Source organism: Burkholderia sp. BCC1996, assembly GCF_905339955.1.
Classification (GTDB): Bacteria; Pseudomonadota; Gammaproteobacteria; order Burkholderiales; family Burkholderiaceae; genus Burkholderia.
Window position 1 is genome coordinate 72,714 of sequence record NZ_CAJPHM010000024.1, and the last position, 26,744, is coordinate 99,457.

Below are 26,744 nucleotides of genomic sequence, written 5' to 3' on the forward strand. Positions count from 1 at the left end.
GTGGCGACTCCGTTGTGTGACCTGACCGGGGCCCGTCGATCCGACGCACGGCGAACCAGCGCGGTGCGCCACGCCGTGCACCCGGGAACGGTTGCGCATGGGCGCCGGTCCCGCATCGGCGGCCGATGCGGGAATCGGCCTATGCGTCGCCGAGCGCCGAGACCGCGGCCCTCAGCGCCAGCAGATAGCTCTGGACTCCGAAACCGCAAATCTGCCCGCTGACGATCTCGGCCAGCACGGAGTGATGCCGGAACGGCTCGCGCGCATGAATGTTGGACATGTGCAGTTCGACGATCGGGCACGTGAGGATGGCGAGGGCATCGCGAATCCCGTAGCTGTAATGCGTCCATGCCCCGGCGTTGATCAGCACCGCATCCTGGCGTTCCTCGAAAGCGCGATGAATGCGCTCGCACATCGCGCCTTCGCTGTTCGTCTGGAACGAGTCCACCTGTACACCCAGTTCCTCCGCCAGCCCTTGCAGCCGCGCATCGATCTGCGCGAGCGTGATCGTCCCGTACTGTGCCGGGTCGCGCTTGCCGAACATGTTGTGATTGATGCCATGCAGCATCAGGATCTTCTTCATGCGAATCTCCATCGCGTGTTCAATCAAAGGGCACGGCCAGCCGATCGATCACCGAGCTGGTCTCGGGGCGTACGCCGCGCCACCACGCGAACGCTTCGGCTGCCTGCTCGACCAGCATGCCGACGCCGTCCGCAATGCCGTGCACGCCGGCGTTTTTCGCGAGCCGGAGAAACGGCGTCAGACGCTTGCCGTAGGCAAGTTCGTAGGCCGTGCCGGCCGGACTGAACACGCTCGGCGGGACCGGCGGCAGGTCGCCGGTCAGGCTCGCCGACGTCGCGTTGACGACCAGGTCGAAACGCCCCATGCGTGCGAGGTCCGCGTAGCCGCCGGCAACGAGCGGACCGCGTCCGGCGACCTGCGCGACCAACGCACGCGCCTTGTCGACGTCGCGATTCGCGATGACCAGTTCAGCCGGTCCGGCTTCGAGGAACGGCAACAGCGCGCCGCGTGCCGCGCCGCCCGCACCGAGCACCAGGACACGCTTGCCGGCCATCGGCAGCCTGAGGTTCGCCTCGATATCGCGAACCAGGCCGATGCCGTCGAAGTTGTCGGCCAGGATGCGGCCGCCGTCGAACTTGAGCGCGTTGGCCGCGCCCGCGAGCTGCGCCCGCTCGCTGCGTTCGTCCGACATCGCGAACGCGTCGAGCTTGAACGGTGCAGTGACGTTGATGCCCTTGCCGCCGCCGTCGAAAAACGCGCGAACCGTGGCAGCGAAAGCGCCTGCCGGCTCGACGGGCCCCTCGATCGCCGTGTAGCTGAGGTCCTGGCGCGTCTGCTGCGCGAAGAGGCCGTGAATCAACGGGGATTTCGTGTGCCCGATCGGATTGCCGATCACCGCGTACTGGTCGGTCATCATTGGCTCGCTTTTGAATAGAGGACGCCGTCGGCCTGCATCGCGTCGATTTCGGCCGGATCGAACCCGAGGGCGCGCGCGACTTCCGCGTTGTGCTGCCCGAGATCGGGCGCGACGTCGCGTATCGTCGTATCGCAATCGGAAAACCGGAACGGCAGGTTGGGCAGGCGCAGCGTCCCGTAGCGCGGATGCTGTTGCTCGACGACCATGCCTCGCGCCTGGATCTGCGGATCGTTCAATACCTCGTCGATGCGCTGCACCTTCGCGCACGGAACGTCGATGCCGTCGAGCAGTTCCAGTACCGACGCGACGGAACGCGCGGCCACCCACGGCTCGACCACCGACAGGATCTCCGCGCGGTGCGCGTTGCGCCCGGTGCTGTCGTGAAACCGCGTGTCGGCGCCGAACTCCGCCGGGCCGCCGTGCGTCGCGATCAGCTCGGCGAAGCGTTTCCACGCGTCGTCGACTTGCGCGGCGATCACGAGATCGCCGTCCGCGGCGCGGAATACGCCGTAGAGCGTCGAGGTCGGCATGTCGTGGCCGGTCTGCTCGGGCAGCACGCCCTGCAGCGTGTAGCACTGCACCGCGTATTCGTGCATCGATACCAGCGTGTCGTACAGCGCCATGTCGATGTGTTGCCCGCGGCCGCTCTTCACGCGCCCCAGCAGCGCGGCGTTGATGGCCGCGACCGCATGAATGCCGGTATACATGTCGCCGAGCGAGATGCGCAGCAGCGGCGGCCGCTCGCCGGGCGTGCCGACCATCTGCATGATGCCGCTCTTGGCTTCCGCGATCAGCCCGAAGCCTGCGCGATGCGCGTCCGGACCGGTATGCCCGTACGCCGAAATCGAACAGTAGACGAGGCCCGGATTGCGCGCGGACAGTTCGGCATAGCCGAGCCCGAGCTTGTCCAGCGCGCCCGGCCGATAGTTCTCGATGAACACGTCGGCCGAGTCGCACAGCCGCTGCATGAACGCCTTGCCGCGCGCGTCCTTCATGTTGACGCTCACGCCGCGCTTGCCCATGTTGAGCTGCAGGAAGTAGCCGCTTTGCTGGTCGTCGAGCACGGTCGCGTGCTGGCGTCCCGCATCGCCCGAGCCGGGGCGCTCGACCTTGATGACTTCGGCGCCGAGCGCCGCGAGACAGCGCCCGACATACGGCCCGGCAAGGAAGTGGCTGTAGTCGACGACGCGAATGCCTTCGAGTGGGCGAGCCTGCATCACAGTGCCTCCGGGCGGCGCGGCACCATCAGGCGATGCTCGCCGCGTTGAACGACCTGACCGTCCTGATTGATCAGCTCCGACGGCAGCACGACGATGCCCCAGTCCGGGCGACTCTTGCTCGCCCGCATCGAGCCGACGCGGAACGTCACGTGCAGCACGTCGCCGACCTTGATCGGCAGCAGGAAATCCCAGCTCCAGCCGAGCGACATGCCCGGCAGAAAGCGATAGTCGCTCTGCGTCTTCAGGCCGTCGGCGATGGACAGGCCGAACAGCCCGTGCGCGACGAGGCAGCCGAAATGGCTCGCGTTCGCGTATTCCTCGTCCACGTGGACGGGCGTATGGTCGCCGGTGAGGTCGGCGTACGCGAGAATGCGCTCCTTGGTCACGGTGTAGCTCGGGCTCGTGCACGTGTCGCCCTCGCGGGCGTCGTCCCAGTATTTTTCGACGATCGTCATGGTCATGCCTCCGCGCGCGGGTTGATCGCCAGCGCCTGCGCGACGCAGGAAGCCGGCCTGGCCTGGATCAGCTCGACGGCGAGCCCGTCGGGCAGGCGAAGCCAGTTGCGCCCTTGAGGCATCTCCGTCACGCCGAAGCGTTGCGCCGCGGCCAGCGCGGCCTCCAGGTCTTCGCACATCACGCCGAGATGCGCGAGCCGGCCTTCCGGACCATCGTGTTCCGGCGCGTGGATGAACTGCAGGCCGCCGAGCGTCCAGTACTGCCGCGGCGCGTCGAGCGTGCCGTCCACTTCGCGCAGGGTCATGCCGAGCACGTCCTCGAAGAAGCGGATGTGCCAGCGGATGTCCTTGACCCAGATCGCGACGTGTTCGAGATAGGCTTTCGTGGCATTCATGCGGCGGCCTCCTGCCGTTGGCGGTCGGCCATCGCGCGTTCCAGCCCCTTGATGCAGGCGACGAGCGTTGCGTTGACCGGGGTCGGCACGCCGTAGCGTTGCCCCCAGCGCACGACCGAACCGTTGATGAAGTCGATTTCGGTGATCGAGCCCTTCTCCAGGCTTTGCAGCATCGACGTCTTGAAGGACGCGGGCAGCCCCTCGGCGGCGAGCGTCCAGGCCTGCTCGGGATCGGTCATCGACAGCTTGACGCCGGCCGCCTGCGCCGCCGCGATCGCCTCGGCGACGGCCGCGAGCGACGTCGCCTTCAGCAGCGGTTCGTCGTAAAGCTGCCCGTAGGTGAGGCCGGTCAGGCCGGTCAGCGCACCCGTCGCGACGTTCACCAGCAGCTTGTCCCACATCGTGCCGACGATGTTGTCGCTGATCGTCGTGGCGAGGCCGGCGGCATCGAACGCGGCGGCGATCGCCTGCACGCGCGGCGTGATGCGGCCGTCGAGTTCGCCGATATAGGTGTATTTGCCGATCACGCCGGATTCGATATGGCCCGCGCCGCGCAGCACGCCACCGACGTAGGTCTTGCCCGCGAGGACGCGCTCGCGGCCGACGGCGTCGATCAGGATGTCCTCATGTCCGAGGCCGTTCTGCAGCGACAGCACGGTGGTATCCGGCCCCACCAGCGATTGGGCGCCGCGGATGGCCGCGTCGGTGTGGAACGACTTGACCAGCACCACCACCAGGTCGGCCACGCCGACATCGGCAGCCTGGGTCGTCGCGTGGACGCGTACGTGGCGGGTGCCGCCCGCGTCGTCGACGCGCAGGCCGTCACGGCGCATCGCATCGACGTGTGCCGGCGAGCGGTCGATCAGCCAGGTCTCGTGGCCGCCTTGGGTGAGGGTGGCGCCGATCGCGCAGCCGAGTGCGCCGGCGCCCAGAATTGCTATTTTCAATGGCTTCTCCTTTGTCGACCAGAGTTGGCGCTTTGGCGCCTTACTCTGGTCCCATGCAAAGCTGACGTATGGCATCACGATAGGAGTCGCCGCTCATGCCGACAATGCAATGGATACAATGTCGTCATTGCCCTGGACAATAACGCCACGATGCCCGCCGACCTGCCCGACCTGAAGCTGCTTCAGCTTTTCGATCTCCTGTACGACGTGCGCAGCGTCACGCGCGTCGCCGAGCAACTGGGCCAGAGCCAGCCGACGGTCAGCATCTGGCTCGGGCACTTGAGGGAACACCTGCACGATCCGCTCTTCATCCGGACGCCCGGCGGCATGGCGCCCACGCCGCAAGCCGACGCGCTGATCGGGCCATGCCGGGAAATTCTCGAATCCCTGCGGCGCTTCACCGCATGGGAGATCGCGTTCGATCCGGCGACGGCCCAGCGACGCTTTCGCATCTGCATGACCGACGCGAGCCACATCACGCTGCTGCCAAGGCTGCTGGCCCATGTCCGGGCGCAGGCGCCCGGCGTCCGGCTGGAAGCCGCGCGGATCGACGGCAATACGGAACGCGCGCTCGAATCCGGCGAAGCCGATCTCGCGATCGGCTATGTGCCGTGGCTGGGTGGCGGCATTTATCAGCAGAAGCTGTACGACCAGGACTGGGTATGTCTGGCCAACCGGCATCATCCGAGGATTCGCGGTCGCCTCGGGGCAAAGCAGTATCGTTCCGAAGGACATGTCGCCATTACCGCGGGAACCGGGGCGCAACTCCTCGAACAGGCGCTGCGGCAGGCGCGCATCGAGCGGGACGTCGTGCTGGAGTTGCCGGGTTTCCTGGGCTTGGGGGCGATCGTCCAGACGACCGACCTGATCACGACGCTACCGCGTCATATCGGCCAGACACTGGCCCAGGCGAGCGATCTGGCGGTTCATGCGTGTCCGATCCCGGTCGACGGGTTTGCGGTACGGCAGCATTGGCATGCGCGATATCACCATGAGGCCGGCAACCGCTGGCTGCGCGGCGTCGTGATTCAGCTGTTCGGTGCATCGCATTGACTTGCGGGTTCGGCGGTCGTGATGGACGCCGGACCGGCCGGCGGTTGGTTGGATGCGAAACGTCCGGAAAGCAGGTGCCGCGCAAGTTGATACCACCCGTATGAGTGGGAGTGATTCGCCGCAATCGATCACTTCGACCGGTTGTCCACGACGAGCGTCGATATCGCGTTGCACGTGAGCGGTGTTCCACGCCATCAAGATGTTCGGGAGCAGGGTCAATGCTGATGACACTCCGGCGAGCGATTCTTGGCGCCGCGCAAGCTCCATCGGAATGCGGTCGATATGGATTAACGATCCCTCATATGATGTCGCGCTGGCGAGTAACTTGTCGTTGCCTCTCGACATCCGCAGCGGCGCCCAGCGACCGATTCTGATCGGATCGGTGCAATAGAATGCCGGTATTCTCGTTTTCCCACCCGATCTATTGCAACGATTCGCACGATGAAACGACTTCCACCGCTCAATTGGCTACGTGCATTCGAATCGTCAGCCCGGCACCTGAGTTTCACGCACGCGGCGACCGAGTTGAATCTGACCCAGGCCGCAATCAGCCAGCAGGTGAAAGGACTTGAATCCCAACTCGGGACGGCGTTATTCAAGCGCCTGCCGCGGGGCATCGAGTTGACCGAGGCCGGACTCGCCTACCTGCCAGTCGTGCATGAAGCGATAGAGCGGCTTGCTGCCGCCACCGACGAGATTTTCGGGCAAGGGCATCTGAAGGTGCTGACGGTGCGAGTGAGCCTGGTGTTTTTCACGCATTGGCTCGCGTGGCGCATACCGGACTTCCGCAAGCGGTATCCGAACGTCAATCTACGCATTACGAGCAATATCTGGGGAGGCGATAGCAGCGTCACCGATGTCGAAGCCGATCTGGAGATCCGCTACGGGCACGGGAAATGGACGGGGCTGCGTGCTGAGCGACTGACCTGGGACACGCTGCTGCCGGTCTGTGCTCCCGGGTTGCTGTCTCCCAAAGCGCCGCTTTCGGTGCCGAAGGACCTCGCGCATTTCGAACTGCTCCATGTGCTCGGCTACGAGGAAGGTTGGGGATACTGGCTCAAAAAAGCGGGTGCATCGAAGGTCGATTCGTCGAAGGGGATGCAATTCGACACGCTGATTTCGGCCCTGAAGGCGGCTGAACTCGGTCAGGGCGTTGCGCTTGCACGGTCGTCCCTCGTCGAGCACATGCTGATCTCCGGCCAGTTGGTCGCGCCACTGAAACCACGCCTTCCAACCAGTGAGGCGTTCTACCTCGTCTATTCCCCGCACAACATCGTCAATCCTCATGCGGCTGCGTTCGTCGAATGGCTCGGTGCTCAGGTTCAGGGGGCACACGCGAGATTCTGATCTCGCACGTGGCTTGCGTATGCGAGCCGGGTCGCTGGGACACGATCTCCGACCTACCCATCATCTGCTCGAGTCATAAAAAAAACGTACCCATCATCGTTTTTTTTATTGCTTTACCCACCACGGCTTCTCACCGAAAGTTGCTTCCATCCCGTTTGACAGTCATCCAACCGCGACTCGACGCGGACGGCCGGCGGTGACGGGGATTGTCCACAACATGATGATCGACGGTCGCGCGATGCGGCCAGTCTGGAGGCGACTCGGCGGATTATGGGAAAGAGCAATCAATTGCCGTTCAGCGGTGTGAAAGTCATCGATTTCGGCCAGTACATTGCGGGGCCAGCCGTCGCGATGATCCTCGCGGATCTTGGTGCGACCGTCATTCACGTCGATCCTCCAGCCGGGCCGCTTTGGGATAGCCCGGCCAATGCGGTGCTCAACCGCGGCAAGCATTGCCTGCAGATCGATCTGAAGACCGACAAAGGCCTGGAAGAAGCCAAAGATCTGATCCGCCGCGCGGACGTTGTCATCGAGAACTTCCGGCCGGGCGTGATGGCGCGGCTGGGTCTTGATTTCGCGAAGTTGCGTGAAGCACGCCCGGAGCTAATCACGCTCTCGATGCCCGGCTTTGCCAGCAACGACCAGTTACGTCGCGAATGGCGCGCGTTCGAGCCGATCATCGCGGCGGCTTCGGGCGTTTTTACGGACATGGGGCAGAACCGCGTGCTGATGGGCATCAACCCGAGTTTCTCGCCGTTGCCGCTCGCGTCTGCCTACGGCACCATGCTGGCCGTCTCGGCTATTGCGCTTGCGTTGCAGGCACGGCAGCGCACCGGCATGGGAGATGAAATCGAGGTCCCGCTGGCGTCGGCTGTGATGGAGGGGCTCTCCTACAACTCGATCCATATCGAGAACTACCCCGAGCGATACAAGACCCTGCGCGAAAAGGAAATCGAGCGGCGGCGCTCCAACGATCTACCGATGGATCTGTCGTACGAAGCGCTGCAGGAATATCTGGATCCGTTCTACCGGACCTACGAGTGTGCCGACGGCCGCAAGTTTTATACGGTATGCCCGTCACATCGCTCGCACGCACGCCGCTGTCTGCAGGCGATGGGACTGTACGAGGAAATGCTAGAGGCCGGTTTGCCACGGGTCGATGATCCGTACCTGCCGATTTCCGAATGGGAAGGGAACGCGTCGCTAGGGGTTTATCCGTTACCTGAAGAGTGGGCGAAGCGCATTTCCGCACGAATGAAGGAAGTTTTTCGTACGAAAACAGCGTCCGAGTGGGAAAAGATTTTCGGCGAAGGCGGTTTCCCTGGAGCGGCACACCGGACCACGCGGGAGTGGCTGCATGACGACCACGCGAATACTGCCGGCCTGGTCGTGAATGTCGACGATCTCGAATATGGTGTGATGAAACAGCCCGGGCCGGTCGCGTGGCTTGAAGACTGTGCCGAATCCATGCTCTCGCCGGCGTCCCGCCATCCGGTGACCTTCCGGGATGCGTTAGCCATTCTGGATGAGCAGGAGCGTACTGAACTGCCTGCTCCGTCGGGGGCGCCAACACAGGGGTGGCTCGACGGGGTACGTGTGCTCGACCTGACGAACGTGATCGCCGGACCCCATTCGGCGTCGTTTCTCGGTCGGTTTGGCGCCGATGTCATCAAGCTCGACCCCGTCGTGCCGAATTATGATCCGTGGAATACCGTGGTCTTCGGGATGTCGTCGGCGCGTGGGAAGCGGAGCGTGCTCGTCGATCTGAACCATCCGGATGGACGCGAGGTGTTCGCTCGACTTGCGCGGTCTGTCGATGTGATCGTCATGAATGCCCCGGATCGTCAGCTTGAGCCGCTGGGGCTGGACGAGGCGAGCCTCCGTTCCATCAATCCCGGCGTGATCTTCTGCCAGCTCGACTGCTTCGGCGGTCCTCGACGCGGGCCGCGGACCGACTACCTTGGCTACGACGATCTGATCCAGGCGTGCACCGGAATCATGGTGCGATTCGGCGGCGGCATGGAGACGCCGGAGGAGCATGCGCATGTCGGAACGATCGATGTCATGTGCGGATTCGCGGCTGCGCTAGGTGTGGCTGCCGCGCTTTACCGCAAGGCGAAAACAGGCGAGGTCGGGCGCACGAGAACCTCCTTGTCGGCACTCGGCAATCTGGTGCAGATTCCGTTTGCGTATGACTATGCGAATCGCCCACCATTCGACGAGCCGTCTGGTCGCGAGGTGAGCGGCTACGGCGCGATGTCTCGATTCTTCCGGACCGCGGACGACTGGATCTATGTGGACACCAGCGAAAGTGAGTTAAACGAATTGGATCGAGTAGAAGGTCTGGCCGGAATTGCGGCAGCCAAGGATCCGGCTGCATTCCTCGCGTCCGCGCTTGGTACCGCGTCCGCCGCGTCTTGGCAGATCAGGTTGCAGGCCGCCAATATCGCGGCGGCGGTGCCGGACAACATCGTCAATCTGCGCCGGAACAACAGCCGGCCTTGCGACGATCGTCCCGGTATCGACAACGGCAGCTACTCGTTCAGCGTCTACGCGAATCATCCTAGCGGTCGATGCGTCACGCAGCTCGATCCTTTCGCGATTCGTCCGCGCCATGCCCGGATTCGCGCATTGGCACCGGCTGAAAAATTCGGCGCATCGACGTATTCCGTCCTGCGCGAGTTCGGATACAGCGATGCCGAGATCGAGATACTGATTGCCCGACATGCGATCGGAGATAGCTGGTCCGAAGAGTATTTGCCCAGCTAGTTGCGTGTCTTGTCGAGTCGCGCGACGAGTCGAGCATTCCCGCATGAAGCGCGGTGCAAAGCAAACGTCGCGGCGACGAGACAGTCGTGCCGGTGGTTCGCCGGATGAATCAACGCGACACACAGCCGACGTGCGCAAGGCTACGGCGGGATGTGAATATTCTTACATTGGAGACAGCCATGCACGATCCGACCCAGGCTCTTGTGAGCTTTCGTCACGTTAAAAAAACCTACGACGGCGAAACATTAGTCGTCAAGGATCTCAATCTTGAGATCCAAAAGGGCGAATTCCTGACTTTGCTCGGCCCATCCGGCTCAGGAAAGACGACCTGTCTGATGATGCTCGCAGGATTCGAGTATCCGACCGATGGCGAGATCTGGCTCGATGGTCAATTGCTGAATCGGATCCCGCCGCATAAACGCAATATCGGGATGGTGTTCCAGAACTATGCGCTCTTTCCGCATCTTACGGTCGCGCAAAATCTGGAATACCCGCTCAAGGTTCGGAAAATGCCGCCCGCTGAACGAGACGCAAGGGTCAAGCGAGCGCTCGACATGGTCGGCATGGACAAGCTGAGCAAACGGATGCCCAGCCAGCTGTCCGGCGGTCAGCAGCAGCGCGTTGCGCTGGCGCGTGCACTCGTATTCAACCCTCGGCTCGTGCTGATGGACGAACCACTCGGCGCGCTCGACAAACAATTGCGCGAACACATGCAGCTCGAGCTGAAGGCGCTTCACGAGGAGCTCGGGCTGACGTTCGTCTACGTCACGCATGACCAGAGTGAAGCACTCACGATGTCCGATCGTGTTGCCGTGTTCGACCAGGGTGTGATTCAGCAGCTCGATACCGTGGATCGCTTGTACGAATCACCGACGAATCTCTTCGTCGCGAATTTCATCGGCGACAACAATCGGATGAGCGGCACGGTCGTTGCAAGGAACGGCGACCGTTGCCAGCTTCGGCTCGCAGACGGGACGATGGTGCGCGCACTGAATGTGGCGTCCGTTGACGTCGGCAACCAGGCGACGGCGGTTATCCGACCGGAACGGCTCTCTGTCGAATCGACGTTCGCGGTCAACGAGGGCAATGTCATCGACACCGAAACGCTCGACGCAATTTATTTCGGCGACCACGTTCGCCTGCGTTGCCGTGGCCCGGGGCAAGCCGAGTGCTTTGTCAAGGTTCCCCTCGAACACGATTGGCGGTCGCACGTTCGTCAGGGAAACCGGATTGCGCTGTCGTTCCGTGAGGACCACCTGAAGATCTTGAGCTGACTGTTTAGTTTTTATCACTCAGTAGGAGGAGACAATGAAATCGAATTCGAAAATGATTTGCGCCGCGCTGCTCGCGTCCCTGTCGGTAGCGGCTTTCGCCGATGGTCTCACGACCGTCAACTATGGTGGCGCGGCCGGTAATGCCCAAAAGGCGGCGTGGGTGGACCCGTTCGCGAAGGAGAGCGGCATCGCGACGAATGCCATCCAGTACACGGGTGACATGGCCAAGGTCAAAGCGATGGTCGAAGCCAGAAATGTCACCTGGGATGTCCTGGAGGTGGAAGCGGCGGACGTCGGTCGCGGATGCCAGGATGGTCTCTTCGAAAAACTCGACTGGTCCAAGATCGCCAACAAGAGTGACCTGATGGCCGGAGCTGCCACGCCTTGCGCGGCCGGCACGTTCGTGTGGTCGACCGTGCTCGCATACAACCCCACGCTGACCAAGGGCGCGCCGCAAGGCTGGAAGGATTTCTGGGACGTCAAGAAATTCCCGGGAAAGCGGGGATTGAAGAAGGAGGCTCGTTATAACCTCGAGTTCGCACTGATGGCTGACGGGGTGGCGCCGAAAGACGTCTACACGGTGCTCGGCACGTCCGCGGGTGTCGAACGCGCGTTCAAGAAGATGGACGAACTCAAGCCCTACATCCAGTGGTGGGAAGCTGGCGCGCAGCCGCCACAATTCCTGATTGCAGGTGACGTCGCGATGTCGACCGCATATAACGGTCGCATCGACGCGGCAGTGCGTGAAGGAAACAAGAATCTCGGTATTGCGTGGGATCAGAGTATTTACGAACTCGATTTCTTCGTCATTCCGAAGGGCTCGAAGAACAAAGAAGCGGCCGAAAAATACATCTCGTATGTGCTCAAGCCCCAGGCACAAGTCGCGTTCGCGCAGAAGATTCCGTATGGTCCGACCAACAAGGCATCGCTGAAAATGCTCGATGCGGCGACACAGGCAGCGCTTCCCAATTCAGCGAAGAATGGCAAAACCGCCATTCCCAACAGTGTCGAGTTCTGGACGGACCACGGCGACGCACTGGAGCAGCGCTTCACGGCTTGGGCCGCGAAGTAACGACCGGGGGAAGAAGCATGAGCACCATAACTTCTCGGCAACAGGGCTGGAATACACGCCAACTCAAGCGGTCGCTGCGAGCCGTTCAGTTTCGAAAGGAGGTAGTGGCGTTAGGACTGGCGGCGCCCCTCGTTCTGTTCATCCTGCTTGTGTTCGTGATGCCGGTCGCATCGATGATTTCTCGATCGGTCCAAAGTCCCGAGGTGGTCGATGCATTGCCCAAGACGACCTCGGCATTGCGCCACTGGGATGGCAAGTCACCCGTTCCTGCCGAGGCTTACCGTGCACTGGTGCTCGACGTGGAGAGCAACGTTGGAGACAACGATACCGGTACCGCGGCCGGTCGGCTGAACGGCCTGAAGGATGGGTTCCGGTCGTTGTTTTACAAGACAACCAGTGCGCTTCCTTTCACCGATGACGATGCGGCGATATCTGCGCAGGATATGCAAAAGCGCCTGATCGAAGTCGACCCACGCTGGGCCGATACGAGCTACTGGCAGGCGATCGCCAGCGTATCGTCCCGTTACACGAGCCAGTATCTCCTTGCCACGATCGACTATCGTGAGGACTCGGACGGCCGCATCGTGCCGGTCGAGAACGGCGCGTCCGCATACCGCGCGGTGTTCATGCGGACCTTCGTGATCAGCGGGCTTGTGACGCTTGCGGCGCTGTTGCTGGGTTATCCGCTCGCTTACTGGATCTCGATTCTGCCAGCTCGAAAGGCGAATCTCATCATGATCCTGGTGCTTCTGCCGTTCTGGACATCGATTCTCGTGCGGATCTCGGCGTGGATCGTCATTCTCCAGGGGGCGGGCCTCGTCAACAAGGCGTTAATGGCGCTGCAGGTGATTTCGACGCCCCTGTCGCTCCTGTTCAACCGGACGGGGGTGTTGATCGCGATGACGCACATCTTGCTGCCATTCATGATCCTGCCGCTCTACAGCGTGATGAAGTCGATTCCTTCGACTTACACGAAAGCGGCCATTTCTCTCGGCAGTCATCCTTTCGGGGCATTCTGGAAAGTCTACGTGCCGCAGACGCTTCCCGGTGTCGGCGCGGGCGGGTTGCTGGTATTCATTACCTCGCTGGGCTACTACATCACCCCGGCGCTGCTCGGTGGCGCCGGTGACCAGATGGTCAGTTACTACATCGCGTATTTCACCAACGTGGCCCTGAATTGGGGGATGGCCTGCGCGCTCGGTGCGATCCTTCTCCTGGTGACGCTTGTGCTCTTCGCACTCTATCGAAGGATCGTCGGTTCGGAAATCAAGGTGGCTTAGCATCATGAAAACTCACGTGCCGCGTTTCGCGCCCTACATGTCGACGCCGGAAATCGTATGGCATTACGCATTGCGATCGGCAAATGTCGTGGTGCTACTGTTTTTGATTTTGCCGATCCTGGCGATCATTCCGCTTTCGTTCAACGAGAATTCATTTCTCGTCTATCCGATACACGGATTCTCGTTCAGGTGGTATCACAATCTGTTCGCGTCCACGGACTGGGCGCGCGCCGGCGCAAACAGCTTCATCGTGACGCCGATCGCGACGATCGTTGCGACCGTCCTCGGAACGCTGGCGGCATTGGGATTGAACAAGGCGTCGTTCAGGGGCAAGGGCTTGCTGGTCGCCATCCTGATCTCGCCGATGATCGTCCCGGTCATCGTCACCGGCGTCGGGATGTACCTGCTGTTTGCACGATGGGGACTGGCCGGAACGTATACCGGACTGATATTCGGGCATACGGTGATCGCCGCGCCGTTCGTCGTGGTCACGGTCAATGCGACGCTTGCCGGCTTCAACCAGAACTATGTGCGAGCCAGCCTGAGCCTGGGGGCATCGCCGGTACGAACATTTTTTGCCGTTACGTTGCCGATCATTGCGCCAGGGGTGATTTCCGGCGCGCTGTTTGCGTTCGCTACGTCGCTGGACGACGTCGTGATCACGATGTTCATCGCCGGTCCGACTCAGGGAACGCTTCCGCTTCAGATGTTCATCGGGATTCGCGAAAACATTACGCCCACGGTCGCTGCGCTCGCGTCCATTTTCATCGTCTTCTCAAGTCTGCTGCTAATCACCATGGAATGGTTGCGTTCCCGATCCGTCGCGAGGCAGGTGTTGACCTGACGTTGCCTGCGCCGGCGATGATCGGATCTGCCCTGGTGGAGGCAAGTGTCCGGAACGACGCGCAGATGTTATGCAAATAATCCAGGAGGCAAGATGTCGGCAGGAAAGATCAACGAAGCCCGCGCGACGCAATCGGTTGGCGAGTTCGACTATATCGTGGTCGGAGCGGGTACGGCTGGCTGCGCGGTCGCGAATCGCTTGAGCGAGGACAATGACGTATCCGTGCTGCTGATCGAGGCGGGCGGGAAGGATAACTACCACTGGATTCACATTCCGGTGGGGTATCTCTATTGCATCGGAAACGCACGGACCGACTGGCGTTACAAGACCCGTGACGAGGCTGGATTGAACGGCAGGGCGCTGGCCTATCCGAGAGGCCGGGTTCTGGGTGGATGTTCGTCGATCAACGGCATGATCTACATGCGCGGTCAGCGAGAGGATTACGACGGATGGGCGCGAATGACGGGCGACTCGTCCTGGCGATGGGACTCGGTGCTCGAAACGTTCAAGAAGAGCGAGGACTATCACGGCGGCGCAAGCGATGCTCATGGCGCCGGCGGCCCGTGGCGCGTAGAAAAGCAGCGGCTGAAATGGGACATTCTCGAAACGTTCGCGCAAGCCGCCGAGCAGACCGGCATACCCGCAACGGACGATTTCAATCGCGGCGACAACACCGGCGTCGGATATTTCGACGTCAATCAGAAGCACGGCATTCGCTGGAATGCATCGAAAGGTTATCTTCGACCCGTGGCGAAGCGGGGGAACCTGACGATTCTGACGAACGCGCAGACCCGACGACTCCTGTTCGAGAACAAGCGCTGCACCGGAATCGAGTTTCGTCACGGCGGCGAATCGCGCATTGCCAAGGGAAAGCGTGAAGTGATCCTGTGTGCCGGCGCGGTCAATTCTCCGCAATTGCTGGAATTGTCGGGAATCGGAAATGCCGATCGTCTGGCGAAGCTTGGAATCGAGGTGGTGGAGGATCTGCGCGGCGTCGGCGAGAATCTGCAGGATCATCTGCAATTGCGCATGGCATTCAAGGTTGAAGGTGTGCGGACCTTGAACACGCTCAGTGCTCACTGGTGGGGCAAGCTGATGATCGGTCTCGAGTACGGACTGTTCAGAAGCGGGCCGATGGCGATGGCGCCGTCGCAGCTCGGCGTGTTTGCGAAGTCGGACCCGAACGATAAAACGCTGTCGCGCCCCGACGTCCAGTACCACGTGCAGCCGCTGTCGCTCGAACGGTTCGGCGAACCGCTGCATCCGTTCGACGCATTTACGGCGTCCGTTTGTCAATTGCGGCCATCGTCGCGGGGTAGCGTGCACATCACGTCGAATGATCCGCTGATGGCACCGAGTATTGCGCCCAACTATCTGTCGACGGAGGAAGACCGCCACGTCGCGGCCAACGCGCTGCGACTGACCCGGCGCATTGTTGCGGCACCCGCGCTCGAGCGGTTTCGCCCGCAGGAAATACTGCCCGGCATTCAATTCCAGACTGAGGAGGAGTTGCAGTATGCAGCCGGCAACGTCGGAACAACCATCTTTCATCCGGTTGGAACCTGCCGGATGGGAAGGGCGGACGATCCAGGCTCGGTCGTCGATTCCCGGCTTCGCGTGCGCGGCGTGAGCGGCTTGCGGGTCGTCGATGCGTCGGTCATGCCGACGATCACGTCCGGCAATACTAATTCGCCGACGCTGATGATCGCGGAGCGCGCTAGCGAGATGATTCGTGCAGATCGAAAGCGGGAAGGCAGGTCGGCGGAGACAATTCGTGGCGGAGTATTGTCGACATGACGCATAGACACTGGCGTAGAGAAGATTAATTTCGTCACTGCGGAATCCCGGTCGTTCATGGCATTGGCATTTGAGTTGACGCCTCTTGGCGGGCCCGGCATCAAGTGAAGAAATAACATCCGCGACTGGCCAGGCAGCCGCTTTCTTCGATTCCGATGTCCGTGAGAGGAAATACTTTGATACCCTCTGTCGACCACCTCCAACCCGAAGGCGGGACCCATGTTTGCCGTCTCCAGTCCGCTTGCTGCCTGGTCGGTCGTTGTAGCGTCCGGCTTGTTGGAAGTCGTCTTCTCCGTGACGATGAAGCTCTCCGAGAGCTACACAAAAGTACTGCCCGGCGGGATATCGATCGTGGCGGCCGTACTGAGCGTATGGCTAATGAGTCTCACATTGACCGTCCTCCCGCTAGGAGACGCTTACGCCGTATGGGCAGGAATCGGGGCAGCGGGAACGGCGTTGGTCGGCATCGCCTGGTTCCATGAGCCCGCCTTCGTTGGACGACTGATCTGCATTGCTCTCGTCGTCGTGGGCATCGTGGGTCTGCAACTGCAGGAAGGCATGTAGCTCGGCGTATCGATATAAATCAATGGAATAAGACATCAATTCATCGCCGATGCGCGTGTTCGTTCGATCGCCTACCGTCAGGTCCCGGTCATCGGATACCTGAGCGTGGCAGCCGACGTGAGCCGATATCGGCGACCGAAGCGGGCCCGTCTCCTTCATGATTGCAGGCTTTCTCCGCGATCCGATGCCCAAGCAATCACCATCCTCGGTGGGGTGGCTTCGTGGTATGAGCCACCCGTGGCCGATAGCAGATTTGCCTCGCGCCATCGGGCGCCCGCGGAGCGTGTTGGCCCGCATCCGGATGTTGTCATCTTCCCGCCAGCACCCGTCACCGGACCTGCCGAGACCCTGGTTGGATGCCAGACGTCCAGTTTCCCTCGTTATTCGACGCTTTACGTCGAAAAGAATGGCTGTTGAGATTTTTTCAGTCGCATCGAGACGATATGATTTCTCCAGCCCCAACACCGTCGGCCGATCCATGAAGCGCGCCAGCATCGCTGCGACGCGGCCCAGCAAGCACAAGAGAGTCGTATGCCGGACACGCCAATCGTCATCGTCGAACACGCCCGCAGGCGAACCGCTCAAGTCCGGGCCGGCGACGTCCCCGCCGCCTTGCAGGGCGGTCCCAAGTGGGTGTGCAGGATCGTGCCGGACCAGATCGTCCCGGATCAAGCACCGAGGTCCTGCGAAGGGCACCGATCCGCCGCAGGCACGGCTGAAACGCTCGGCCGACTGAAGCCTGCGAACGTCGCGTTGACGGACCCTGTCCCGAGCGCCGGCGGCTGGCTGGCGCGCTCGTCGACCGACGGAACCGGCCGGTGTCGCGCCTACGCGCATCTCGGTGCGAACCGGATCCTCGAGATGGTCGGCATGCCGGGCGTCGGCCCGTGGCTCGACGAGCACGACACCTGGTGGCCCGGCGCGTACGAGTTGCCGCTGCTCGAACAGTTGTCCGCGAGCGAGTCGCCTCTGCGCGACCTGCTTGGCGCGACTGCACCCGCCTATCTGCTGATGAGCCTGACCGAAGTCGACGGCACCGCGCTCGTGACCGAATCGGACGATGGCATCGAGCGTCCGTTCCGAATTCCTGCGGGTGTGGATACGATCCATTTCGCGCCCGTATGTATCTGCGGGCCGGCAGCGCAGTGGCGCGAAACGCTCGTCACCGCGTTCGACCGTGTCCGGCATCTGGTCGGGCTCAGGTCGGCCCGCCCTTTCTATCTTTGACGCAAGCCCCCGTTCTCCGGCAGACCACGCGATGACCGACGCACTCGACTCCTTCGACCGCAAGATCCTGAATATCGTCCAGCGCGATTGCAGCGCGACCGCGGACGCCATTGCCGAACGGATCGGCCTGTCCACGTCGGCCGTGCAAAAGCGGCTGAAGCGCATGCGCACCGAAAAGATCATTTCGGCGGAAATCGCGGTGGTCGATCGCGCGGCGGTCGGCAGGCCGATGACGTTCATCGCCGCAATCGAGATCGAACGCGAAAACTACGAGACGGTCGCCAGGTTCCGCGAGTGGTCGAAGGCGCACGACGAGATCCAGCAGATCTACTACGTGACCGGCTCCGCCGACCTGATCGCGATCATCACCGCGCGCGACGTCGAGGCATACGACCGGCTGTCCGCGCGGATCATGCAGAGCAATCCGATGATCCGCCGGATCAACACGAATGTCGTGCTGAGCGCGGTCAAGGTCGGGCTGTTCGTGCCGGTCGACAAGGACGGCGACGACGAACCGCCGGCCGCCTGACGGACTTGTTTCGCGCGGGACGGGCGATCCGTCCGTCCCGCATGACGAATCGCAACGGGTGATGGCGTGAATCGGGCGAAACGCATAATTTGAAAATCGATTCGCATAACTAACCTGTGTCGTGTAGTCAATGAACAGGAGATGATCGAGATGGAACTCAAACTGGCACTGGTCGGTTTCGGCGGAGTCAATCAGGGACTGGTCGAACTGCTCAAGAAGAAGCGCGCGATGCTGGGCGCGGCGGGACTCGACGTATCGGTGACGATGGTCGCCGACCTGCGGCTCGGAATCGCGACGAATCCTCGCGGTATCGCGCTGGACGTGCTCGACGAAACCGCCCGGCGGGGCGTCGATGCCGAAGCGCTGCGTCGCGATCCCGGCACGCTGGTGTCGCCGGACGTCGGCCTCGGTGCGGTGCTGAAGGCCATCGCGTCGGAACACGTGGATGTCGTCATCGAGGCGACCTTCACCGATCCGACCACCGGCGAGCCCGCGCTGTCGCATTGCCGTACCGCGCTCGAATGCGGCAAGCACGTGATCACGACCAACAAGGGGCCGATCGCGCTCGCGCAGCCGGCACTGGCGCGGATCGCCGCGCAATCGGGTGCGTGTGTGATGTACGAGGGCACGGTGATGAGCGGCACGCCGGTGCTGCGGCAGCTCGCGACCTCGCTGCGCGGCTGCGACATCCGGGGCTTCGCCGGCATCCTGAACGGCACGTCGAACTACGTGCTCGGCGAGGTCGAGGCCGGCGCGAGCTTCGATGCGGCGATCCGCGATGCGCAGCAGCGCGGCTATGCGGAGGCGAACCCGGCGGCCGACGTCAACGGTTCGGACGTACAGCTGAAGGTCGTCATTCTGGCGAACGCACTGTGGAATGCCGGCCTCGAGCGCGCCGACGTGACGTGCCGCGGCATCGTGGAATTGACCGAGCAAGACGTGCGCGCGGCGGCGGCGGAGCGCATGTCCTGGCGGTTGATCGGATCCGCCGCCCGCCATCCGGACGGCACCGTCACCGCGAGCGTCGAACCGCGCAAGCTGCCGGCCGGCCATCCGCTGCTGGCCGCCAGCGGCGTGACGAACGCGATCACGTTCGACACCGACGTGCTCGGTGGCGTGACGATCAGCGGGCCGGGTGCCGGGCGCGAGGAAACGGCGTTCGCGATCCTCTCCGACCTGATCGAACTGGCGGACCGGATTGGCGCGGCCTCGCACGAGGTGGCCGCATGAGCGCGCGCGATGCGGTGATGAGCGACTGCACGGGAGCCGGCGTGGCCGATGTGCGATCGCCGTATGACGGCTCGATCGTCGGCCAGGTTCGTCTGTCGCGAGCCGATGCGGCGCCGCTCCTCGTCGAGCGCGCGCTCGACGGCGCGCGCGCGGCCGCAACCATGTCGCGCAGCCAGCGGGCCGACCTCCTGTTTCGCGCAGCCTCGAGCGTGGAGGCACAAGCGGAGACATTCGCACGCACGATCACGCTGGAGGCGGGCAAGCCGCTGCGGCAAGCCCGCAAGGAAGTCGCGCGCTGCGTGAACACGCTGCGCCTGTCGGGTGAGGAAGCGAAACGACTCAACGGCGAGACGATCCCGTTCGACGGGTATCCCGGCTCGGAGGATCGCAGCGGCTACTACACGCTGGAGCCGCTGGGCGTGATTCTCGCGATCACGCCCTTCAACGACCCGCTGAACCTCGTCGCACACAAGCTCGGGCCGGCGCTCGCGACCGGCAATGCGGTCATCCTGAAGCCCTCGTTGCTCGCGCCGCTGTCCGCACAGGCGCTCGTCGAGGTCCTGTGGGAAGCCGGTGCGCCGCGCGCCGCGCTGCAGATCGTGCACGGCGGCGCGGATCTCGCGTCCGCGCTGGTGCGCGACCGGCGGATCCGGATGGTGACCTTTACCGGTGGCCCGCAGACCGGCGAGGCCATCACGCGCGATGCGGGACTCAAGAAGATCGCGATGGACCTGGGCGGCAATGCGCCGGTGATCGTCATGGCCGACTGCGACCTGAAGGATGCCGCCGAATCGTGCGTGTCGGGCGCGTTCTGGGCGGCGGGACAGAACTGCATCGGCACGCAGCGGATCTTCGTCGCCGAGGCCGCGTACGAGCCGTTCGTGCGGTATTTCGTCGAACTGACCGGCAGGATGGTCGTCGGCGATCCGCTGGACGATGCGACCGACATGGGGCCGATGATCGGCGAGGAGCAGGCGATCCGCATCGAGCGCTGGGTCGACGAAGCCGTGTCGGGCGGTGCGACGGTGCTGACTGGCCATCGGCGACGCGGGGCGCTGTATGAACCGACGGTGCTCGCGGATGTGCCGCACGACGCGCGTGTCTGGACCGACGAGGTATTCGCGCCGGTCGTGACGATCGAGAAATTCACCGACCTGCAGCAGGCGCTCGACGCGGCCAACGCGTCGGAGAGCTGCCTGCATGCAGGCGTGTTCACCAACCGCCTGGAGGTGGCGCTCGGTGCGGCCGAGCGTCTGCAGGCGGGCGGCGTGATGATCAACGACTCGTCCGATTACCGCTTCGACGGCATGCCGTTCGGCGGATTCAAGCATGGGTCGCTGGGCCGCGAAGGCGTTCGGTTCGCGATGACGGACATGACGCAGCCGAAGGTGGTCTGCTTCAGGCGCAACCGGCGGCTGTCGGGCTGATGCGCGAGCGCGGGCCCCTCGCGGGCCGGCGCGGCGCGAACCGGAGCGGTGTGAGCAACGTATCGAAGAAGGAGTCGAGGATGCCAGCAGCAATTCCTGCATGCAAACCGGCGGCGGACGCGCTGGTGGTCGAGGATATTCACAAGTCGTTCGGCGGTGTCGAGGTGCTCAAGGGCATCTCGTTGACCGCGAAGAATCACGAGGTCGTGTCGATCCTCGGCAGCAGCGGGTCGGGCAAGAGTACGTTCCTCAGGTGCATCAACCTGCTGGAAATGCCCGACCGCGGCCGGATCTGCGTGAATGGCGAAACGCTCGCGCTGAAACAGGCGGGCCGCGACGGCGCGCTCGTCGCGGCCGATGCGCGGCAGGTGATGCGCGTGCGCCGCAGGCTCGCAATGGTGTTCCAGCAGTTCAATCTGTGGGCGCACATGACCGTGCTGCAGAACGTGATGTTCGTGCCGGTGCGCGTGCTCGGCGTGCCGAAGCGCGACGCCCGCGACAAGGCGATCGCGATGCTCGAACGGGTCGGGCTCGCCGGCAAGTGCGAACACTATCCGAACCAGCTGTCGGGCGGCCAGCAGCAGCGCGTCGCGATTGCGCGTGCGCTCGCGACCGACCCCGACGTGATGCTGTTCGACGAGCCGACGTCGGCGCTCGATCCGGAACTCGTCGGCGAAGTGTTGAAAGTGATGCGCTCGCTGGCCGACGAGGGACGCACGATGCTCGTCGTCACGCACGAGATGGGGTTCGCGCGCGAAGTCGCGAACCGCGTCGTGTTCGTCCACCAGGGACGAATCGAGGAAGACGGCAGTCCTGACGAAGTGTTCGCGAGCCAGAAATCGCCGCGGTTCCAGAAGTTTCTGTCCAGCATCATTTGATGCGGATTCAATGCCAACCGGAGAGGAAACCATGAAAAAGCTGCTTCAGTCGCTGTGCGTGGGCGCGGCATTGCTCGGATCGGTCGCGCAGGCCGAGCAGGTCGTGCGGGTCGGCACGCTCGCCGATTACGCGCCGTTCGAATACAAGGATGCCGCCGGCAAGCTGCAGGGCATGGAGATCGACATCGGCAAGAAGATGTGCGACACGATGAAGGTCAAGTGCCAGTGGGTGACGATGGATTTCGACGCGCTGATTCCGGCACTCAAGGCGAAGCAGATCGACGCGGTGCTCGCGCAAATGTCGAAGACGCCGGAGCGCGAGCAGTCGGTGGACTTCACGCGCATCGTCACGACGGCGCCCGTGCAGCTCGTCGCGAAGCAGGGCTCCGGCATCACGGACAACGCCGCCACGCTGCGCGGCAAGACGATCGGCGTTCAGACGGCGTCGACGCACGAATCCTATCTGCGCCGCCGCCTGCCGGCGAGCAAGTCGGGGATCGACGTGAAGGTCTATCAGACGCTCGACGAGGCCTGGCTCGATCTCGAGGCCGGGCGCGTCGATGCGGTATTCGCCGACAACACGGTCGCGTACGACTGGCTGACGAAGGCCGGCAGGAAGGCAGGCTTCGGCTTCGTCGGCAAGCCGATCGCCGATGCGGAGATCTTCGGCGACGGTACGGCGATCGCGGTGCGCAAGGGCGACGCGCCGCTGAAGGCGCTGTTCGACAAGGGCATCGCGCAGGTGCAGGCGGACGGCACGTTCGCCGCTGCCAACAAGCGCTATTTCCCGTTCAGCATCGCGCCGCAATAACCGCGCAGCGGGACCGCGCGGGCGCCGGACGGCGGCCCGCGCGATTCCGGTCTTACACGGAGCGACATCACGATGGATATCCTGGTGAACTACGGCGCGCAGATCGCGGCTGGTGCACTCGTCACGCTGGAGCTGGCGGTCGCCGCGCTGTGCGTCGGCATGCTGCTCGGCATCGCCGGTGCGTCGGCAAAACTGTCGAGCCTCGGGTGGCTCAGGCATGCGACCTATGCGCTGACCAATTTCCTACGCGGCATTCCCGAGTTCCTGATCCTGTTGATCTGCTACTTCGGGCTGTCGCATTTTCTCAACGCGCAATTCGATGGCGCCGTTGTCATCAGCCCGTTCTCCGCCGGCGTGATCGCGCTCGCCGTGGTGTTCGGCGCGTACTCGTCGGAGATGTTCCGCGGCGCGTTCAGCGCGGTGCCGGCCGGACAGATCGAGGCCGCGCGCGCGTACGGGATGACACGCGTGCAGACGCTGTGGTACGTGCGCCTGCCGCAGGCGTGGCGCATCTGCCTGCCGAGCCTGAACAACATGTGGCAGAACCTGCTGAAGGACACGTCGCTGGTGTCGATCGTCGGGCTCGAGGACATGTTGCGCAAGGCCAACATCGCCGCGCAGTTCACCAAGCAGCCGTTCGTCTTCTACGTGGCGGTCGGAATCGTCTATTTCGGCTTTCTCGCCGCATCAAACCCCGTGTTCGCGTGGCTCGAGCGCATTGCGGGCCGCGGTTACGCAGCACGCACCTGAGGAGGGCCATCTGATGAACGACTTTGTTTCCCTCATCGCGCAGTCCGGCCCGGACGTCGCGCGCGGCATCGGGATCACGCTCGAGCTGCTGGTGCTGTCATGCACCCTTGCGTTCGCGCTCGCGGTGCCGCTGGCGGTCGCGCGCACGTCGGCGTGCCGCTGGCTGTCGACGCCGAGCCGCCTGTTCATGTCGGTGTTTCGCGGCACGCCGCTGCTGGTGCAGATTTTCGTGCTGTATTACGGGCTCGCGCAGTTCTCGATCGTGCGTGCATCGCCTCTGTGGCTGCTGGTCGGCGGATCGTTCTCGTGTGCGTTGTGCGCGCTGACGCTCAATCTCGCGGCCTACATGGCCGAAGACATCCGCGGCGGGATCGCCGGCGTCCCCGCCGGCGAGAAGGAGGCCGCGCTCGCGTTCGGGATGAGCCGCTTCATGCTCACCTGGTTCGTGATCGTGCCGCGCGCGATCGGCATCGTCGCACCGACGCTCGGCAACGAGATCGTGCTGCAGCTGAAATCGACCGCGCTTGCCAGCACGATCACCGTGCTCGACCTCACCGGTGTCGCGCGACGCATCTCCATCGAAACCTATACGACCGACGCGCTGATGCTGGCCGGCATCGTGTACGTCGGTATCACGGCGGTGCTTTCGACCGTGCTCAAGCGCGTCGAAGGTCTGCTGAATCGCCATCTGGGCAGCGTGCGTGCCTGACGGGCGCCGCATGAACGCGACACAACGAACCCGACACAACGAACGATCCGAGGACGACATGGGATACAAGCTTGAAACGCTGGCGCTCGCCGCGGACCGCGACGTGACCGACGAGAAGTCGGTCGCGCCGGCGATCCACTATTCGGCGGTGTTCAAGGCAGCCGGCAGCGAGGAATTTGCGGAGATGTCGAGCGTGCCGCAGCATCCGCGCAACTACACGCGCTACGGCAATCCGGTTCACGAGCGCGTGAAGGCGGTCATGGCGGAGCTCGAGGGCACCGAGACCGCGCTGGTCACGGCATCCGGCATGGGCGCGATCGCGACCGCGATCCTCAGTGTCGTGAAGGCCGGCGATCACGTCGTCGGCCAGACGCGTCATTACATGAGCACCACGAAGCTGCTCGACGACATGCTGCGCCGGTTCGGCGTCGAGGTGACGTTCGTCGACCAGACCGACGTGGTCGCGTTCGATCGCGCGATCCGGCCGAACACACGGCTGATCGTGCTCGAGTCGCCGGTCAATCCGCTGCTGCTCGTGACCGACATCGCCGCGGTGACCGAGATCGCCAGAGCCCGCGGCATCCTCACGCTCGCGGACAACACGTTCGCGTCGCCGATCAACCAGCAGCCGCACCGGCTCGGTGTCGACATCGTCGTGCACAGCGCGACCAAGTATCTGGGCGGCCATCACGACCTGACGGGCGGCGTGATCTGCACGAGCCGCGTGCTCGCCGAGCAGATCTGGCATACGCACATCACGCTCGGGTCGGTGCTGTCGCCGATGGACGCGTGGCTGCTGCTGCGCGGGCTGCGCACGCTGCCGATGCGCGTCGAGCGGATCAATGCGAACGCTCAGGCGCTCGCTGAATTCCTCGAAGCGCACGCGAAGATCGAGCGCGTGTTCTATCCGGGCCTGCGCAGCCATCCGCAGCATGGGCTCGCGCGCCGGCAGATGAGCGGTTTCGGCGGCGTGGTCGCGTTCGGCGTGCGGGGAAGCTACGGCGAAGCGCAGCGCTTCGTCGAGGCGCTGCGCCTGCCGCTGAATGCAGGCAATCTCGGCGGCGTCGATTCGCTCGCGATCCATACGGCATCGATGTGGGCGGGCACGATGTCGGCGGAGCAGATGCGCGCTGCCGACATCCCGCTCAATTTCATCCGCTATTCGGTCGGCATTGAGCACATCGACGACCTGAAAAGCGATATCGCGCAAGCATTGGCGCAGATCTGAAACGGACCCGCGCGCACGCTCGGTCGACGCCCCACGCGCGTCGCGCCGGCCTTTGAATCGATGCGGGCACGAGCTGCGCGGATTGCAACGACGGAGCACGGACTATGCAAGACATCACAGTACTCGACGGCGGCATGGGGCGCGAACTGGCGCGGATGGGGGCGCCGTTCAGGCAGCCGGAATGGTCGGCACTCGCGCTGATGGAAGCGCCGCATTACGTCAGCCTTGCGCACGACGCGTTCATCGCGGCGGGTGCCGACGTGATCACCGCGAACAGCTATGCGGTCGTGCCGTTCCATATCGGCGAAGCGCGGTTCCGCCGCGACGGTGTCGCGCTCGCGGCACTTGCCGGGCAACTCGCGCGGCAAGCGGCGGACCGCGCAGCGCGGCCCGTGCGCGTCGCGGGATCGCTTCCGCCGACCGGCGGTTCCTACCGACCCGACCTGTTCGACGCGGCGCGCGCGGATGCGATCCTGGCGACGCTCGTCGACGGGCTCGATCCCTACGTCGACCTGTGGCTGGCCGAGACGCAGAGCCTGACCGACGAGATCGGCGCGGTCCGGCGTGCGCTAGGTGCGAATCCGAAGCCGCTCTGGGTCTCGTTCACGCTGCGTGACGACGTCGACGCAGGCGCCACGCCGGTACTGCGATCGGGACAGACGCTCGACGAAGCGATCGACGCCGCCGTGTCCGCGCGCGCGACCGCGCTGCTGTTCAACTGCAGCCAGCCGGAGGTGATGGGTGCGGCGATCGAGACGGTGCAGCGCACGCTCGCGAACACCGGAACGTCGCTCGCGATCGGCGCCTATGCGAACGCGTTTCCGCCTCAGCGCGCCGATGCGCGCGCGAACGAGGAACTCGACGGCCTGCGCGGCGACGTCGATCCGCCCGGCTATGCAAGATGGGCGGAGCAGTGGCTTGGCCTGGGCGCGCGGATCGTCGGCGGGTGTTGCGGCATCGGCCCCGGCCACATCGCGGCATTGCGCGACGCGGTCGATGCGCGCGGCGCCGCGCACACCGGGTTCGGCCAATGAAGATCGACGGCCTGGACCAGAAGATCATCGACGCATTGTGTGCCGATGCGCGGATACCGCTCGCGGTATTGGCCGACCGGATCGGTCTGTCCAGGCAGGCGGTCCGCAACCGGATCGACCGGCTCGAAGCGCTGAACATCATTGCAGGCTATACGGTGCGGCTCGCATTGCCCGACGATGTCGTGCCGGTGCGCGCCGTGATGCTCGTGTATCGCCGGGACCGGATGCGCGGCGCGGACGTGCTCGCCGCGCTCGAGCGGATCGCCGAGGTGCGCGATTGCGCGGTCCTCAGCGGCGAAGTCGATTTGCTGGTGCAGATCGAGGCGGCCACGCACGAGCGCATCAGCGACATCTGGGCAACGATCAGCGCGCTGGACGGCGTGCAAAACATGACGACCAGTTTCGTGCTCGACTCCGTCGTTCACAAGCGCTGACCAAACCGGCGCAACGGGAAAAGGGCAGGGG

Annotated in this window: 26 protein-coding genes and 1 pseudogene; 20 read left to right on the forward strand and 7 right to left on the reverse strand. The window is 63.7% G+C overall.

Going from position 1 to position 26,744, the window contains the following annotated elements:
* Window positions 1-139 precede the first annotated feature (139 nt).
* Genes aroQ through U4Z64_RS29110 form a run of 6 tightly spaced genes read right to left on the reverse strand, consistent with a single transcriptional unit; the run spans window position 140 to window position 4,456 of the window.
* Complete coding sequence (aroQ, locus tag U4Z64_RS29085) at window positions 140-583, reverse strand: type II 3-dehydroquinate dehydratase (RefSeq protein ID WP_321821781.1); 444 nt, start codon at window positions 581-583, stop codon at window positions 140-142.
* Between the two features lie 19 nt (window positions 584-602).
* Window positions 603-1,436 (reverse strand): shikimate dehydrogenase, encoded by an 834-nt coding sequence (gene aroE, locus U4Z64_RS29090; protein WP_044848490.1) that lies wholly within the window; start codon window positions 1,434-1,436, stop codon window positions 603-605.
* Entirely contained in the window at window positions 1,436-2,656 is a 1,221-nt protein-coding gene (locus U4Z64_RS29095; RefSeq protein ID WP_044848447.1) for a CaiB/BaiF CoA transferase family protein, read from the reverse strand. Before U4Z64_RS29095 ends, aroE begins: the two co-directional genes overlap by 1 nt.
* Window positions 2,656-3,114 carry a MaoC family dehydratase gene (locus U4Z64_RS29100; protein ID WP_044848448.1) on the reverse strand — a complete coding sequence of 153 codons (459 nt, stop codon included), beginning with the start codon at window positions 3,112-3,114 and terminating at the stop codon, window positions 2,656-2,658. Before U4Z64_RS29100 ends, U4Z64_RS29095 begins: the two co-directional genes overlap by 1 nt.
* 2 nt (window positions 3,115-3,116) lie before the next feature.
* Window positions 3,117-3,509 carry a VOC family protein gene (locus tag U4Z64_RS29105; protein WP_044848449.1) on the reverse strand — a complete coding sequence of 131 codons (393 nt, stop codon included), beginning with the start codon at window positions 3,507-3,509 and terminating at the stop codon, window positions 3,117-3,119.
* On the reverse strand, window positions 3,506-4,456 hold the full coding sequence (locus tag U4Z64_RS29110) for a 2-dehydropantoate 2-reductase (RefSeq protein WP_321821782.1): 951 nt from the start codon (window positions 4,454-4,456) through the stop codon (window positions 3,506-3,508). Before U4Z64_RS29110 ends, U4Z64_RS29105 begins: the two co-directional genes overlap by 4 nt.
* Before the next feature lie 132 nt (window positions 4,457-4,588).
* On the opposite strand from U4Z64_RS29110, the gene U4Z64_RS29115 reads away from it, so the two are divergent.
* Window positions 4,589-5,509 (forward strand): LysR family transcriptional regulator, encoded by a 921-nt coding sequence (locus tag U4Z64_RS29115; RefSeq protein ID WP_044848491.1) that lies wholly within the window; start codon window positions 4,589-4,591, stop codon window positions 5,507-5,509.
* 73 nt (window positions 5,510-5,582) lie between these two features.
* Here U4Z64_RS29115 and U4Z64_RS29120 read toward each other — a convergent pair.
* Window positions 5,583-5,797, reverse strand: a pseudogene (locus tag U4Z64_RS29120) (Tn3 family transposase); the annotation flags it as partial.
* Between the two features lie 153 nt (window positions 5,798-5,950).
* Between U4Z64_RS29120 and gcvA the strand changes: the two are divergent.
* The 19 genes from gcvA (at window position 5,951) to U4Z64_RS29215 (ending at window position 26,713) form a co-directional block, all read left to right on the forward strand.
* Window positions 5,951-6,856, forward strand: a complete 906-nt coding sequence (gene gcvA / locus U4Z64_RS29125; protein WP_321821783.1) for a transcriptional regulator GcvA — start codon at window positions 5,951-5,953, stop codon at window positions 6,854-6,856.
* Between the two features lie 270 nt (window positions 6,857-7,126).
* Window positions 7,127-9,625, forward strand: a complete 2,499-nt coding sequence (locus U4Z64_RS29130) for a CoA transferase (RefSeq protein ID WP_321821784.1) — start codon at window positions 7,127-7,129, stop codon at window positions 9,623-9,625.
* Window positions 9,626-9,804: 179 nt separating this feature from the next.
* Window positions 9,805-10,899: an ABC transporter ATP-binding protein gene (locus U4Z64_RS29135; RefSeq protein ID WP_321821785.1), complete on the forward strand. Its 1,095-nt coding sequence runs from the start codon at window positions 9,805-9,807 to the stop codon at window positions 10,897-10,899.
* 34 nt (window positions 10,900-10,933) lie between these two features.
* A complete protein-coding gene (locus tag U4Z64_RS29140; RefSeq protein WP_321812140.1) occupies window positions 10,934-11,971 on the forward strand; it encodes a polyamine ABC transporter substrate-binding protein in 1,038 nt (345 codons plus the stop codon).
* Between the two features lie 17 nt (window positions 11,972-11,988).
* Window positions 11,989-13,251 (forward strand): ABC transporter permease, encoded by a 1,263-nt coding sequence (locus tag U4Z64_RS29145; RefSeq protein WP_321821786.1) that lies wholly within the window; start codon window positions 11,989-11,991, stop codon window positions 13,249-13,251.
* 4 nt (window positions 13,252-13,255) lie between these two features.
* Window positions 13,256-14,095 (forward strand): ABC transporter permease, encoded by an 840-nt coding sequence (locus U4Z64_RS29150; protein ID WP_321821787.1) that lies wholly within the window; start codon window positions 13,256-13,258, stop codon window positions 14,093-14,095.
* A 93-nt stretch (window positions 14,096-14,188) separates the two neighbouring features.
* Window positions 14,189-15,892, forward strand: a complete 1,704-nt coding sequence (locus U4Z64_RS29155; protein WP_321821788.1) for a GMC family oxidoreductase — start codon at window positions 14,189-14,191, stop codon at window positions 15,890-15,892.
* A 219-nt stretch (window positions 15,893-16,111) separates the two neighbouring features.
* Window positions 16,112-16,456: a multidrug efflux SMR transporter gene (locus U4Z64_RS29160; protein ID WP_321821789.1), complete on the forward strand. Its 345-nt coding sequence runs from the start codon at window positions 16,112-16,114 to the stop codon at window positions 16,454-16,456.
* 531 nt (window positions 16,457-16,987) lie between these two features.
* A complete protein-coding gene (locus U4Z64_RS29165; RefSeq protein WP_321821790.1) occupies window positions 16,988-17,683 on the forward strand; it encodes a hypothetical protein in 696 nt (231 codons plus the stop codon).
* Window positions 17,684-17,714: 31 nt separating this feature from the next.
* Window positions 17,715-18,212 (forward strand): Lrp/AsnC family transcriptional regulator, encoded by a 498-nt coding sequence (locus U4Z64_RS29170; RefSeq protein ID WP_044848452.1) that lies wholly within the window; start codon window positions 17,715-17,717, stop codon window positions 18,210-18,212.
* A 150-nt stretch (window positions 18,213-18,362) separates the two neighbouring features.
* The gene (locus U4Z64_RS29175; RefSeq protein ID WP_321821791.1) at window positions 18,363-19,442 is read left to right on the forward strand and encodes a homoserine dehydrogenase; all 1,080 of its coding nucleotides are present in this window, start codon (window positions 18,363-18,365) and stop codon (window positions 19,440-19,442) included.
* Complete coding sequence (locus U4Z64_RS29180) at window positions 19,439-20,869, forward strand: aldehyde dehydrogenase family protein (RefSeq protein ID WP_321821792.1); 1,431 nt, start codon at window positions 19,439-19,441, stop codon at window positions 20,867-20,869. The genes U4Z64_RS29175 and U4Z64_RS29180 overlap by 4 nt, the downstream gene beginning before the upstream one ends.
* Window positions 20,870-20,949: 80 nt before the next feature.
* On the forward strand, window positions 20,950-21,747 hold the full coding sequence (locus tag U4Z64_RS29185) for an ABC transporter ATP-binding protein (RefSeq protein WP_044848454.1): 798 nt from the start codon (window positions 20,950-20,952) through the stop codon (window positions 21,745-21,747).
* Window positions 21,748-21,778: 31 nt separating this feature from the next.
* Entirely contained in the window at window positions 21,779-22,558 is a 780-nt protein-coding gene (locus U4Z64_RS29190) for a transporter substrate-binding domain-containing protein (protein ID WP_321821793.1), read from the forward strand.
* Window positions 22,559-22,630: 72 nt separating this feature from the next.
* Window positions 22,631-23,308, forward strand: a complete 678-nt coding sequence (locus U4Z64_RS29195) for an ABC transporter permease (protein ID WP_321821794.1) — start codon at window positions 22,631-22,633, stop codon at window positions 23,306-23,308.
* Window positions 23,309-23,321: 13 nt separating this feature from the next.
* Window positions 23,322-24,017: an ABC transporter permease gene (locus U4Z64_RS29200; RefSeq protein WP_321821795.1), complete on the forward strand. Its 696-nt coding sequence runs from the start codon at window positions 23,322-23,324 to the stop codon at window positions 24,015-24,017.
* A gap of 58 nt (window positions 24,018-24,075) precedes the next feature.
* Complete coding sequence (locus tag U4Z64_RS29205) at window positions 24,076-25,245, forward strand: aminotransferase class I/II-fold pyridoxal phosphate-dependent enzyme (RefSeq protein ID WP_321821796.1); 1,170 nt, start codon at window positions 24,076-24,078, stop codon at window positions 25,243-25,245.
* 104 nt (window positions 25,246-25,349) lie between these two features.
* Window positions 25,350-26,279 carry a homocysteine S-methyltransferase family protein gene (locus U4Z64_RS29210; protein ID WP_124489174.1) on the forward strand — a complete coding sequence of 310 codons (930 nt, stop codon included), beginning with the start codon at window positions 25,350-25,352 and terminating at the stop codon, window positions 26,277-26,279.
* A complete protein-coding gene (locus U4Z64_RS29215) occupies window positions 26,276-26,713 on the forward strand; it encodes an Lrp/AsnC family transcriptional regulator (RefSeq protein ID WP_044848460.1) in 438 nt (145 codons plus the stop codon). Before U4Z64_RS29210 ends, U4Z64_RS29215 begins: the two co-directional genes overlap by 4 nt.
* The last annotated feature ends 31 nt before the right edge of the window (window positions 26,714-26,744 follow it).

What these genes read in the sequence shown, in the direction of transcription:
- aroQ (WP_321821781.1), bottom strand. Translation starts at nt 583, where the DNA reads ATGAAGAAGATCCTGATGCTGCATGGCATCAATCACAACATGTTCGGC.
- aroE (WP_044848490.1), bottom strand. Translation starts at nt 1,436, where the DNA reads ATGACCGACCAGTACGCGGTGATCGGCAATCCGATCGGGCACACGAAA.
- U4Z64_RS29095 (WP_044848447.1), bottom strand. Translation starts at nt 2,656, where the DNA reads ATGCAGGCTCGCCCACTCGAAGGCATTCGCGTCGTCGACTACAGCCAC.
- U4Z64_RS29100 (WP_044848448.1), bottom strand. Translation starts at nt 3,114, where the DNA reads ATGACGATCGTCGAAAAATACTGGGACGACGCCCGCGAGGGCGACACG.
- U4Z64_RS29105 (WP_044848449.1), bottom strand. Translation starts at nt 3,509, where the DNA reads ATGAATGCCACGAAAGCCTATCTCGAACACGTCGCGATCTGGGTCAAG.
- gcvA (WP_321821783.1), top strand. Translation starts at nt 5,951, where the DNA reads ATGAAACGACTTCCACCGCTCAATTGGCTACGTGCATTCGAATCGTCA.
- U4Z64_RS29130 (WP_321821784.1), top strand. Translation starts at nt 7,127, where the DNA reads ATGGGAAAGAGCAATCAATTGCCGTTCAGCGGTGTGAAAGTCATCGAT.
- U4Z64_RS29135 (WP_321821785.1), top strand. Translation starts at nt 9,805, where the DNA reads ATGCACGATCCGACCCAGGCTCTTGTGAGCTTTCGTCACGTTAAAAAA.
- U4Z64_RS29140 (WP_321812140.1), top strand. Translation starts at nt 10,934, where the DNA reads ATGAAATCGAATTCGAAAATGATTTGCGCCGCGCTGCTCGCGTCCCTG.
- U4Z64_RS29145 (WP_321821786.1), top strand. Translation starts at nt 11,989, where the DNA reads ATGAGCACCATAACTTCTCGGCAACAGGGCTGGAATACACGCCAACTC.
- U4Z64_RS29150 (WP_321821787.1), top strand. Translation starts at nt 13,256, where the DNA reads ATGAAAACTCACGTGCCGCGTTTCGCGCCCTACATGTCGACGCCGGAA.
- U4Z64_RS29155 (WP_321821788.1), top strand. Translation starts at nt 14,189, where the DNA reads ATGTCGGCAGGAAAGATCAACGAAGCCCGCGCGACGCAATCGGTTGGC.
- U4Z64_RS29160 (WP_321821789.1), top strand. Translation starts at nt 16,112, where the DNA reads ATGTTTGCCGTCTCCAGTCCGCTTGCTGCCTGGTCGGTCGTTGTAGCG.
- U4Z64_RS29165 (WP_321821790.1), top strand. Translation starts at nt 16,988, where the DNA reads ATGCCGGACACGCCAATCGTCATCGTCGAACACGCCCGCAGGCGAACC.
- U4Z64_RS29170 (WP_044848452.1), top strand. Translation starts at nt 17,715, where the DNA reads ATGACCGACGCACTCGACTCCTTCGACCGCAAGATCCTGAATATCGTC.
- U4Z64_RS29175 (WP_321821791.1), top strand. Translation starts at nt 18,363, where the DNA reads ATGGAACTCAAACTGGCACTGGTCGGTTTCGGCGGAGTCAATCAGGGA.
- U4Z64_RS29180 (WP_321821792.1), top strand. Translation starts at nt 19,439, where the DNA reads ATGAGCGCGCGCGATGCGGTGATGAGCGACTGCACGGGAGCCGGCGTG.
- U4Z64_RS29185 (WP_044848454.1), top strand. Translation starts at nt 20,950, where the DNA reads ATGCCAGCAGCAATTCCTGCATGCAAACCGGCGGCGGACGCGCTGGTG.
- U4Z64_RS29190 (WP_321821793.1), top strand. Translation starts at nt 21,779, where the DNA reads ATGAAAAAGCTGCTTCAGTCGCTGTGCGTGGGCGCGGCATTGCTCGGA.
- U4Z64_RS29195 (WP_321821794.1), top strand. Translation starts at nt 22,631, where the DNA reads ATGGATATCCTGGTGAACTACGGCGCGCAGATCGCGGCTGGTGCACTC.
- U4Z64_RS29200 (WP_321821795.1), top strand. Translation starts at nt 23,322, where the DNA reads ATGAACGACTTTGTTTCCCTCATCGCGCAGTCCGGCCCGGACGTCGCG.
- U4Z64_RS29205 (WP_321821796.1), top strand. Translation starts at nt 24,076, where the DNA reads ATGGGATACAAGCTTGAAACGCTGGCGCTCGCCGCGGACCGCGACGTG.
- U4Z64_RS29210 (WP_124489174.1), top strand. Translation starts at nt 25,350, where the DNA reads ATGCAAGACATCACAGTACTCGACGGCGGCATGGGGCGCGAACTGGCG.
- U4Z64_RS29215 (WP_044848460.1), top strand. Translation starts at nt 26,276, where the DNA reads ATGAAGATCGACGGCCTGGACCAGAAGATCATCGACGCATTGTGTGCC.